Origin of the sequence: Nostocoides japonicum T1-X7, assembly GCF_001046855.1 — a bacterium.
Lineage (GTDB): Bacteria > Actinomycetota > Actinomycetes > Actinomycetales > Dermatophilaceae > Nostocoides > Nostocoides japonicum.
In genome coordinates, this window is record NZ_HF570958.1 from 1,237,730 (window position 1) to 1,248,891 (window position 11,162).

At 71.5% G+C, this 11,162-nt stretch carries 7 protein-coding genes, 1 tRNA gene and 2 pseudogenes; 5 read left to right on the forward strand and 5 right to left on the reverse strand.

Annotated elements, in window-relative coordinates; translation table 11 throughout:
- Positions 1-371, reverse strand: a pseudogene (locus tag BN12_RS25005) (bacillolysin); the annotation flags it as partial.
- A 172-nt stretch (positions 372-543) separates the two neighbouring features.
- Between BN12_RS25005 and BN12_RS05655 the strand changes: the two are divergent.
- From BN12_RS05655 to BN12_RS05665, 3 genes are all read left to right on the forward strand, one after another.
- Positions 544-1,773, forward strand: coding sequence for a deoxyguanosinetriphosphate triphosphohydrolase (locus BN12_RS05655; protein WP_048550786.1), 1,230 nt, complete (start codon positions 544-546; stop codon positions 1,771-1,773).
- A 60-nt stretch (positions 1,774-1,833) separates the two neighbouring features.
- Positions 1,834-3,819 carry a DNA primase gene (gene dnaG, locus BN12_RS05660; protein ID WP_048550788.1) on the forward strand — a complete coding sequence of 662 codons (1,986 nt, stop codon included), beginning with the start codon at positions 1,834-1,836 and terminating at the stop codon, positions 3,817-3,819.
- Between the two features lie 64 nt (positions 3,820-3,883).
- Entirely contained in the window at positions 3,884-4,411 is a 528-nt protein-coding gene (locus tag BN12_RS05665; RefSeq protein WP_048550790.1) for a hypothetical protein, read from the forward strand.
- A 217-nt stretch (positions 4,412-4,628) separates the two neighbouring features.
- On the opposite strand, the gene BN12_RS05670 is transcribed toward BN12_RS05665, so the two are convergent.
- Entirely contained in the window at positions 4,629-5,213 is a 585-nt protein-coding gene (locus BN12_RS05670) for an HdeD family acid-resistance protein (RefSeq protein ID WP_162233050.1), read from the reverse strand.
- Between the two features lie 154 nt (positions 5,214-5,367).
- On the opposite strand from BN12_RS05670, the gene BN12_RS05675 reads away from it, so the two are divergent.
- Positions 5,368-5,440 (forward strand) — tRNA-Asn (locus BN12_RS05675).
- A gap of 177 nt (positions 5,441-5,617) precedes the next feature.
- Here BN12_RS05675 and BN12_RS26025 read toward each other — a convergent pair.
- Positions 5,618-5,779 (reverse strand): annotated as a pseudogene (locus tag BN12_RS26025) (IS1380 family transposase); the annotation flags it as partial.
- Between the two features lie 995 nt (positions 5,780-6,774).
- Here BN12_RS26025 and BN12_RS05680 point away from each other — a divergent pair.
- Positions 6,775-7,587 carry a hypothetical protein gene (locus tag BN12_RS05680; RefSeq protein WP_157635370.1) on the forward strand — a complete coding sequence of 271 codons (813 nt, stop codon included), beginning with the start codon at positions 6,775-6,777 and terminating at the stop codon, positions 7,585-7,587.
- Between the two features lie 75 nt (positions 7,588-7,662).
- On the opposite strand, the gene BN12_RS05685 is transcribed toward BN12_RS05680, so the two are convergent.
- Both BN12_RS05685 and BN12_RS05690 read right to left on the reverse strand, forming a co-directional pair.
- Positions 7,663-9,756, reverse strand: a complete 2,094-nt coding sequence (locus BN12_RS05685; RefSeq protein WP_157635371.1) for a hypothetical protein — start codon at positions 9,754-9,756, stop codon at positions 7,663-7,665.
- A gap of 34 nt (positions 9,757-9,790) precedes the next feature.
- Positions 9,791-11,134, reverse strand: a complete 1,344-nt coding sequence (locus BN12_RS05690; protein WP_048550794.1) for a threonine/serine exporter family protein — start codon at positions 11,132-11,134, stop codon at positions 9,791-9,793.
- Between the last annotated feature and the right edge of the window lie 28 nt (positions 11,135-11,162).

Sequence of the window (11,162 nt, forward strand, 5' to 3'; positions counted from 1 at the left end):
GCGGCCCGGGCGGCCACGGCGGACCGCGCCGCCGAGGTCGCGGTCGAGGCGGCCACCGTCGGCGTCGTCGACAGGCTCGCGGGCACCGCCTCCCTCCCGTCGTCGACCGTCACCGTGCCGTCCCGGTAGACGTGCCTGCCGTAGAAGGTGTCGAGCACGGGCAGCCCACGGAACGTCTGCGTGTACCACGTGTGGGTACCGGTCAGGGAGTGTCGGGTCGCCACGAGGGTGAGACCTGCCGGGACGGCGCCCGTCGCCGCGGCGGACGAGACGGCCGGCGGTGCCGCGGAGGCGGTCGACGCCGCATACGCGAGCGGGCAGGACGCGAGGACGGCGACGGCGGTGAGGGACAGGCGACGGCGGCTGTTCATAGGGCTCCCCTGAGAGCGGCGAGTGAGGGTGGAGCGACGTCGGCCGCGCGGGTGGAGCGTGCTGGCTGAGTCCCTCCACCGGCCCGGACAGTCCGCAGGCTACGGGACCCACGCCGAGAGCGCCTCCCGAACCGTCTCCGCGGCTGTCGGACCTCCCGCATACAGTCGTCCGGTGAGCTACGGACCGCGCGACCGTGAGCGCTGGGTGACCGAGGACCCGGTGACCAAGCGCGCGGACCGTGACGACTTCGCGCGCGACCGGGCCCGTCTCGTCCACTCCGCGTCCCTGCGGCGGCTGTCCGCGAAGACCCAGGTCCTCGGGCCGGGCACCGACGACTTCGTCCGCAACCGGCTCACCCACTCCCTCGAGGTCGCCCAGATCGGGCGCGAGTTCGGCGAGGCACTCGGCTGCAGTGCCGACCTCGTCGACACCGCCTGCCTCGCCCACGACCTCGGACATCCGCCGTTCGGGCACAACGGCGAGACCGCCCTCGACGAGATCGCCGCGGGCATCGGCGGGTTCGAGGGCAACGCCCAGACGCTGCGGCTGCTGACCCGGCTGGAGCCCAAGCGCGTCCACGCCGACGGCCGTCCGGCCGGCCTCAACCTCACCCGGGCCAGCCTCGACGCCGCGACGAAGTACCCCTGGGCGCGCGACGACGGCCCGTATGCGACGGGCAAGTTCGGCGTGTATGCCGACGACAGCCCGGTCTTCGACTGGTTCCGCGAGGGTGCGGAGCCGCGGCGGCGGTGCATCGAGGCCCAGGTCATGGACTGGTCGGATGACGTCGCCTACTCCGTCCACGACGTCGAGGACGGCGTCGCGTCCGGTCGGATCGACCTGCGCGTCCTGCGCGACAGCACCGAGGTCGACGGGGTCCTCGCCGTGGCGGCCGGGCTCTACGCCCCCGATCTGCGCGTCGACGAGCTCGGGGAGGCGCTCGAGCGGATCCTCGCGACCGGGCTCGTGCCGCTCGACTTCGACGGGAGCCGGCCCGCCCTCGCCCGGCTCAAGGACATGACGTCCGGCATCGTCGGCCGGTTCGTCCGCGCCGTCGAGCGGGCGACGCGGGAGCGCCACGGGCCCGGCGACCTCACCCGGCACGCCGCGGACCTCGTCGTCCCCGAGGAGGCCAGGGCGGAGGTCGCGGTCCTCAAGGCGGTGGCCGCCCACTACGTCATGTTCTCTGCGGAGCGCACCGAGCTGCAGAGCGCCCAGCGCGCGCTCCTGGAGGCCCTCGTCGCGGCATACCTCGACCGCCCCGAGGAGCGCCTGGACCCGTCGTTCCGGCCCGACTGGGCGGCCGCGGGCGACGACTGTGCCCGCCTGCGTGTCGTCGTCGACCAGGTCGCCTCGCTCACCGACGTCAGCGCCGTCGCCCTCCACAGCCGGTGGTGCTGACCGGTCCGCCGGCACAGGGCAGCCTGACATGATGGGCGCGACGGTCGGGAAGGAGACGGCGTGGCCGGGCGGATCAACCCCGAGGACATCGCGGCGGTGAAGGAGCGCACCGCGATCGACGACGTCGTCCGCGAGCACGTCACCCTGCGTCCCGCGGGTCCCGGGTCGCTGAAGGGGCTGTGTCCCTTCCACGACGAGAAGACCCCGTCCTTCACGATCCGCCCGGCCAACGGCACGTTCAAGTGCTTCGGCTGCGGCGAGGGCGGCGACGTCATCGAGTTCGTCATGAAGGTCGAGCACCTCACCTTCACCGAGTCGGTCGAGCGGCTCGCCGCCCGCCTCGGCATGGAGCTGCGGCGCGAGGACGGCGGACCCCGGGGGCGCGAGGAAGGGCTCGGGCGTCGCTCCCGACTCCTCGAGGCGCACCGGGCCGCCCAGGAGCTGTATGCCACCTGCCTCCTCGAGCGCCCCGACGCCCGGGTCGCGCGCGACTTCCTCCGCGCGCGGGGGTTCGACGGGGAGGCGGCCCGCCGGTTCGGGGTCGGGTTCGCCCCTCGCGGCGGCGAGGAGCTGACGAGGCACCTGCGGGGTCTCGGGTTCACCGAGGACGAGCTGACGATCGGCGGCCTGTCGGCCCGGGGGAGCCGGGGTCTCTACGACCGGTTCCGAGGGCGGCTCATCTGGCCCATCCACGACATCACCGGCGACACGATCGGCTTCGGGGCGCGGCGGCTCTTCGACGAGGACCCCGTCCAGGCGAAGTACCTCAACACCGCCGAGACGCCGATCTACAAGAAGTCGATGGTCCTCTACGGCCTCGACGCGGCGAAGAAGGCCGTCGCCCGTGACCGGACGGCCGTCGTCGTCGAGGGGTACACCGACGTCATGGCGGCCCACCTGGCCGGCGTCGAGGGCGCGGTCGCGACGTGCGGCACGGCATTCGGCGTCGACCACATCAAGGTGCTGCGCCGGATCCTGCGTGACGAGGCGGGGCTCGCCCCGGCCCGGGTCGTCTTCACCTTCGACGGCGACGCCGCCGGGCAGGCCGCCGCGATGAAGGCGTTCAAGGACGACCAGCGGTGGGCCTCCCAGTCGTTCGTCGCCGTCGCCGCCGACGGCATGGACCCGTGCGAGCTGCGGATGGCCCATGGCGACGCCGCCGTCCGGTCGCTCGTCGAGGACGCCGTGCCGATGTTCGAGTTCGCCGTCCGGACGACGATCGCGCGGTTCGACCTCGCGACGGCCGAGGGCCGGGTGCAGGCGATGCGCGCCGCGGCACCCATCGTCGCCGACATCCGCGACAACGCCCTGCGCCCCGAGTACGTCCGCACGGTCGCGGGGTGGCTCGGCGTCGAGATCGACCAGCTCCGCGACGAGGTCCAGCGGGCCGCCCGCGCATCGCGACAGGGGGCGGACCACCGGGGGGCCCGGTCGCCGGGTCCGACGCCTCCGGGTTCGCCACCGCCCGGACCGGGGTCGCCCGGGTCGGTCGACCATCCGGACGCCGCCGTCCCCGAGCCGTCGCACGCCGAGCTCGCGATGGCCATCCCGGCACCAGACCTGCGCGATCCCGTCGTCAACGCCGAGCACCAGCTGCTCCAGGCGCTTCTGCAGTACCCCGACCTCTTCGACGCCGACGTCGTCGACCGGATCGGGGTCGAGGCGTTCGCCGCGCCCGCGCACCGGGCGGTCTTCGGCGGCATCCGGACCGTCGGCATCGACACCTCGCGCTCGCTCACGGCGTGGACGGCGGCCGTCGTGGACGCCGCCCCTCTCGCCGTCCGGCCCCTCATCGCCGAGCTGGCGGTCGCGTCCCTGCCGACGCGGATGGACAAGCTGACCGGTCGCCCGACCCGCCGCTACGCCGACGCGCTCGTCGCCCGCGTCGAGGAGGTCACCCTCGCCCGCGAGGTGGCCGAGGCGATGAGCACCCTGCGGCGACTCGCCTCCGACCCGGAGGCGGACTCCGTCCGGGTCCGCGAGGCCAGCGTCCACCTCCAGGACCTCCAGCGGCGCCAGGCCGCCCTGCGCGAAGAAGGAGCCTGATGACGACCCCCTCACCCCCGGACCGGTCCTCGGGACGTCATCCCCACCGGGCGGAAGGCGCCTGATGGCCATCCTGGGACGCCGCCGCCGCCATGGGCACGGCATACCGACCGAGGCGCGGGCCGTCGTGGCGGCCCGGCCGGGGGAGCACGTGCTGTCCGTCGCCCACGACGACGCGAGCGACGCGACGCTCGTCGCCGGGCGGTTCGGCGTGTATGCCGTACGCCCGGACGGCGAGGTGGCCCTCGAACGGCCGTGGCACCTCGTCGACGGAGGCGCATGGGACCACGAGACGTTCACCCTGACCGTCACCTGGGTCGACCGTCACCCGAGGACCCGGTGGGTCCTGAAGGTGCCGAACGCGTTCCCGGAGACCTTCCGCGAGCGGGTCCAGGCCTCCGTCGTCCTCACCGACACCGTGTCCCTCGACGGGCGACGCACGGCCCGGGTCGTCCTCCGCCAGGACCTGGCGACCGGCGAGATGCTCGGCCAGACCCTTCTCGGCCGCGGCGTCCGCTCCTCCGACCCGGGCGTCATCGAGCAGACCGAGGCCGCGCTCGACCGGCTGCGCGAGCAGGTCGGCCTCGCCTGACCGGTCCCCCTTTCCCCGCCCGGACCTCTCTTCGACCCCCCTCCGCACGTGCCGAGTTGTTGTCGTCCACGGGCCGGCACGGCGACATCTTCTCGGCACGTGCGGTCCAGGTCTTCGCACGTGCCGAGGTGTTGTCGTCCACGGGCCGGCACGGCGACATCTTCTCGGCACGTGCGAGAAGGAGGGCTGGGGGCGCCGCGTCACGCGGGCCGGGCGGTCAGGCGGCGGAGTCCCCGAGGTCGTTGATCAGGCTGCGGGCGGCGAAGGCCGAGGCGACGAGGAGGGCGCCGAAGATGATGGCGTAGATCCCGACGATCCACAGGACCGCCGTCGCACCGCTCGCGGGGTTGAGGACGAGGAGCAGGCCGAAGAGGAGGTTGACGATGCCGCTCGCGAGCACCCAGCCCCAACCCCTCGCTCCGAGCGACCTGGCCTGGAAGCTCCCGAAGATCTGGACGAGCCCGATCGCGAGGGCCCACACGGCGATGACGAGCAGCAGCGCGAGGACCGAGGCCTTGGGGAACCTCAGGGCGACGATGCCGATGACGATGCCCATGATCCCCTGGAAGATGAGCCAGCCCCGCCCGGACTGGCCCTGGATCGTCCCGCCGGCGAGCGCGAGGAGACCGTCGACGATGGCGTAGATGCCGAAGAGGACGACGAGCGCCTTGATGGTGCCGACCGTATGGAAGAGGGCGAGCAGGCCGAAGACGATGGCCACGATGCCCTCGATGAGCACGACCCACCAGACCCGCTTGGCGGCTCTCTCGAGATCCGCAGGGGTGACGCTCGAGATGGACATGGTCCGCATACCTCCGGAGTCGACGAGGCGGGCGACCGGGACCGGCGCCTACGCTCCTGCATGCTAGTGAGCGTGCCGGTCGGCCTCGTGGAGGCGGCGCCCGACGGCGTTTTCGCCGGTCCCCGGGTCCTTTGCTATGGTTTCTCAGCGCCATTCCCCTGTAGCTCAACTGGCAGAGCATTCGGCTGTTAACCGAAGGGTTGTTGGTTCGAGTCCAACCGGGGGAGCCTCTGCTTCAGCTCGACAAGGTCGTCGCCGCGCGCCAGCACGTCATCGGGGAGGCCCCACTCGCGCGGCGTCGCGCCGAGCGCGGTCAGCAGCCATGCGCGGAATGCGTCTCGCTCGCCGAGGGTGACAGTGATCGGCGGGCCGGCTGCGTGCGGCGAGCCCGGCAGGCCGGCGCTGACCTTGTCCAGCTGCCGCACATGGCCGTGTGTGAAGCAGCGCAGGAACGTGCCCAGCGTCGAGCGTGCCCGCACCCCGACGAGCAGTCGACTGACCCCGCCATGACGCAGCAGGTCGAGGTCGTCGATGGAGTCGGCACCGGCGTGCATCCCGCCGACCACCGACGCGGTCTTCACGGCGGCGTTGGGCGAGGACACACCCAGCACTGCAAGCGGGTCGCCACACCCACACCCCGACCCTCGCCGGCGAATCAGGGCTCAGCTCGTGAATGGCGCAACCTCGACATCCTCGATTTCACCCGTGGAACCGTCCGCCACAACAGTTCCGGTGCATGTCGATGATGCTGGCCCTGTCATCTTGGGCGTCCCCGCGCCACCGGGCGCGGCGGGCGGACATGGCCCCACGTTGCCACTAAAGACATAGGAAGGAACGCCAACCGCAGATCGAGACGCGGATTTCGTGGACGCTGACAAAGGCAGCGCGTCATAAACACCAGATTTCACGACGAGGGTGTCCGAATCTGCAACCCACTGCGCCGAAGCGCCATCCCTTGCCAGCAGCGCGCGGACTTGATCGGCGTTCAGCGAGAAAGTAATGCCGGCCGGGGCTGGCACCAACAAGCCCCCCGATCTGTCCGCGAACGCCGGTTCAGGCGTCTTGACCGGGATGGGGTTAAGGGAGGGTGTTTGGGGCCCCCCTGATGAGGAAACTGCGTCTCTGGGGCTTGCGCAGCCGCCTAGCACGATAGCCAGGCCAAGTCCAAGCGTCACTCCCACAATGGATCGAGCGCGACTCGTCTTCATCTTCACGGAATCTTCACTCCTAACGCATGACGACATCACCGACGCGCATTCATTCTAAAACGGGTCTGTCCATACTCGCCTCGGCGCTGGGCCCGTCGTCACCCAGCCGTGGAATCAGGTCGTCTGGCCTGGGGTGCTCGGCCCGGACGCGCCGACCGTGTGGGACGTGCCCACGGCGATGGGTGTCCCCTCGGTGGATTGCTGATGTCGCCGACGACGTCTCGCCCTATCAACCGAAGTGCGGTTGGTGCTCGTCGTGTTTCACCAAGGCTGAGCACCGTAAGTCCAACCGGCCTGCCGGCCAGCTCGCTGTGTACGTGTGTCAGGGTTGCGGGTCACCCACACTTCCGTGCGTGGCGCCCGGTTGCGAGAACATGGCGGTGCGAGATCGTGGCGCGATCCGCATCCCGCAGTACTGCGCTGAGCACCGGCACGACATCCCTGGCTTCGAGAAGGCACAGCACAGCATCGGCGAGCTCCACGACTACGACGACTTCCTGAAGTACGAGAAGCCCGACCTGAACAAGGCTTCCAAGATCGCTGCGGTCAGTGTTGCGGGCCTGGCCGCTGCAGCTCCGCTCGCTCTCCTTGCAGCAGCCGCCGTCGGCGGAGCGATTGGCTCGCCCGGCGTGTTCGGCGGTCTGTCCGGCGCCGCAGCAACATCACACGGCCTCGCGCTTCTCGGCGGTGGCAGCCTTGCTGCCGGTGGCCTCGGAATGGCTGGTGGCACCACCGTCGTCACAGCAGTCGGTGCCGCTGTCGGGGGCACGCTGGGCGCTTCAGTGTCGAACGCCTACCTCCGGGAGGACAAGTCGTTCCGTATCGAGCTGCTGCGCCCCGGCAGGGGAGGCGTGCCAGTCATCGTCGCGAATGGTTTCCTCACCGAAGGCGACAATGAGAAGTGGGGTGGGTGGCGGGCCATCATCACGGCTCGGTATCCCGATTCTCCCGTTTACCGCGCGCGGTGGGGCGCCAAGGAACTCAAAGGCCTCGGAATGCCGGGTGCGGGTCTACTGGGGAAGACGGGAGGTCGTACGGAGGTCATGTCCTATGTCCTCATTGGCCACCGCCTCGGCGCCCGAGTGATGGTCGTTGCGGCCGAGGCGCTCGGCACCAAGCCAGGGCCGGGGTCGCGGGCTTCACTCCCGTGTCGGGCAAGCTGGTGAACGTCGACGTCTCGGACTGTGTGATCAACCACGGCGACTATCAGGGCAACGTCCAGCTCCGGTGACCCACGGTCTCTAGGGCCCGGAGGCGCCCAGCTCGCCGAGCGGCGCCTCCTCGGGCAGGAGCACCTTCGGGGCGCGTCGCGTCGGCCCGCCGAGGTGGGCGTGCACTGCCGCGTCGAAGTGGGCATACGTCAGGGTCAGCGCGATGAAGGGCATGAGGAGCGCGAAGGTGACACCGGAGATGACGTTCACGACGGCGAACGGCGCCGGGGTGGTGAGGAGCAGGAGCGTGCCGAGCAGCGGGCCGACCGCGGCGGCGACCACGACGGAGGCGACCATGAGCGAGGCGACCTTCCAGAAGCGGTGCCGCACCAGCGACGCGCTGCGGCGCAGGACGCCGACCGCCGACCGCCGTTCGAGGACGGCGACGGGCACGAAGAGGATGAAGAGGGTCGTCACGACGAAGGCCACCGGCAGCAGGAACACGCTGAGGCTCAACACTCCGACAAGCGCCGACGCGAGCACGAAGGCCCCCAGCAGCGATCCCGGCCGCCGGAGCACCATGCGATAGGCCTCCGTCGCACCGATCGTGCCACCGCCGTCGATGGTGGCCGCAGCCTGCACGGTCGCGGCCTGGGCGAGCACGACGGCGGCACCCATCAGCAGGTAGGTCAGCGCCGCCGCCAGGGTGACGCGGAACCCGCCGGCCTCGCCGCCGCGGCCGACCCCGGCGACGTCGGGCCCGGTGACGATGAGCGCCTGGAGGCCGGCCGTGACCAGTCCCATCACGATGATCGGGGCGCCGATGCCGAGGAACAGGAGGGCCCGGTGGTGGTACATCCGTCGTGCCGCACCGATGATCTGTCCCCACGCGCGTCGTCGGGCCAGCCGCAGTGGCGCGGTCGGTCGCCACGTGGTCCGTGACAGCAACCAGATCAGCACGGCGGCCACGACGAGCAGGACCACGGCGACCAGGCCGGGGTTGTCGGCGAGGATGCGCACGACGGTGGAGCCGTCGGAGACGCCGGTGCAGAAGAAGTCGGTGGTTGCCGTGCCGAACAACCCGCCGGCGGGGACGGCGTAGCTGGTGCCCCGGCCCTGCTCCTGCTGCCAGCTGACCGGCGTCACCCACTTGTCCGGCTTGGCGGCCGGGCCGGTGGGCCCGTCGTAGAAGGCCTGTTCGTGCTGGCCCCAGTGTCCCAGGTATGCCGTCCAGGGGTAGGCGGCCCGTGCTTGCGCCGGGTCGCTCGGGATGAGCTTCACGACCGGTCGCAGCTCGGTGCTGGGGCCGAGGGTGTTGTCGCAGCCGAAGCCCTGCTGCGCGGACCGGCCCAGGTAGAGCGCGGACTCGTAGTAGGCGGCGTGCGAGCCCGCTGCGGGATACACGACGGGATGCGTGCCGTCGACGTGGGTGAGCTTCGGGTCGTCCCACGCCGCGACCTCGGCGCCCTCGTGCTGGCTGAACCCCACCTGGAGAGGTACCTGGTCGAGGGCCTCCTGGGGATCGGACGTGGCGAAGACGAGCTGGATCATCTCCCAGTCGGACTCGTGCTTGTTGTTGTAGTCGTTGAAGGGGTAGTAGAACCAGTACTGCAACGCCATTCGGTCCGGTCGGTCGGACTGGACGACGATGTGCGCGTACAGCGTCGGCCGCGTGTCGGCGCTCACGGCGTTCGCCCACTGCTCGTACCCGCAGCCCGGCTTGAGCGGGTTCCCCGGGAAGTCGAGGTAGTCCTGCGCCGTCGCCCTCGCGAGATCCGCCCCGGTCGGGGCGATCGTGATGAGGTTGTCGCCGTCCCACGGACCGCGCAGCGCCACGTCGGGGTTGCCGAGGATCGCGTCGACGTCCGTGGGCCGGTAGGGCTCACCCGGACCGCACGGCCTGGCCTGCGTGACGAGTCGGACGACGGGCGCGAACTTCCGGGCCAGCCGCAGCTCGGTCGCGCCGTCGTCGGAGCCGGCTGCCCGGTGGTCCGCGGCGGCGAATGCCGAGCCGGCCGTGGCCATGAGGACGATCGTCGCGAGAGCGAGCGCCATCGCGGCGGCCGGCACGCGGGGCAGCGCCCTGCGGACCGCGTGCCCGAACGACCCGGCATACCGTGTCGTCGGGCGCTCGGTGGGCGACGTCGCGATGCCTGGGGATGTTGGCGGCGGGGACGTCCGCATCGCCGTCACCTGCCTTCCGTCGGGATGTCGTGGCTCATGGAGCGGTTCGGGTCCGGCCCTGCGGGTGGCGTGGGTGAATGAGCCGCGGCCAGCTCCGCGCAGAGGTCTCGAGGAGGATCGAGCCGCAGCCGACCCCGACCCCGATGCTGAAGGCGGTGGCCAGCGCCTGCCCCTGGAGCGCCTGCCGGGCCGCCTCGGTCTCCGCCAGCAGCGGCAGCAGGGTGCTCGGTGCCGGGAGGAGCGGCAGGATGGTCGGGACGAGCCACAGCGCTGCCGGTTGACGCGCCCGGTGCGCCAGCGTCTGCCCGAGCACTCCGACCGTCAGGGCGGCCACGAGAGTGCGGAGCTGCTGACCCATGCCGGCGGTCAGCGGTGTCATCCCTCGGCCGAGGACCACGACCACGGCGCCCAGGATGGCCACCGTGACCACCACCCGCCAGGGGACGGCGAGCCGCAAGGCGTAGCAGGTGACTGCGAACGTGCCCGTGGCCACGATGACGCCCGCCGGCCACACCTCCTGGCCCGCGGTCGTGATGCGGAGACGAACGCCGATACCGGCCCCGAAGGAGAGGACCACCGAGGCGGCTCCCGCCACTGCGGCGCCGTAGAGGAAGACCTCGGCGAGTCGCGTCACACCGGAGGTGAGCGCGCCGTCGAGGAAGTCGTGCATGCCGGCCACCAGAGCGGCACCCGGCAGGAAGCGCAGCAGGCTGCCGGTCAGCACGAGGCCGCCGTGGATCGGTATGCCGATCTTCACGAGCAGGACGACGAACAGCGTCGTGGCGGCGACACCGGTGAGGGTCTGGAAGAAGGCGCTGAGCTCGCTGCGCTCGATGCGCTCCAGCGCCGGCTGGATCGCCAGGCCGATGCCCAGCGTCGTCAGAGCGTCGAGGAGCCGGCCGCCGAACATGATGGTGACGCCGTAGGAGAGCAGCGCGGGAGCCGCGAACCTGAGCCAGCGCGGATAGGGGGACGCGATGGCCACCGCCCGGTCGAGACCGGCCTGCGCTGCGGCCAGGTCCGTGCGTCCTTCGTGGACGTTCCGGACGAGGGCCGCCGCGGCGGCCAGCCGGTGGTAGTCGGGCTGCCACACGCGGACCGCCTGGATGGCCGTCGTCACGTCGGCAGCCACCGTGCCCTCGGGACGTGTCCCGCTCGTCCCCTCCCCGACCGGTGCGGGGTCGGAGTCGATGTTGGAGACCATCACCGTGGAATAGCTGACGACCACCTCGGTCTCGGGGAGTCCCAGGCCGGTCGCGACCGCCCGGACGCTCCTCTCGGTCTCTCGCGCTTGGGCCCCGCTGGCGAGCATGAGGACGCCCACGCGGGCGGCCAGACCGACGACCCACCGGCGCCGATCAGCGGGGTTCGGTCGCATTCGCGACTCCGGGAGCCTTCGTCGGCCG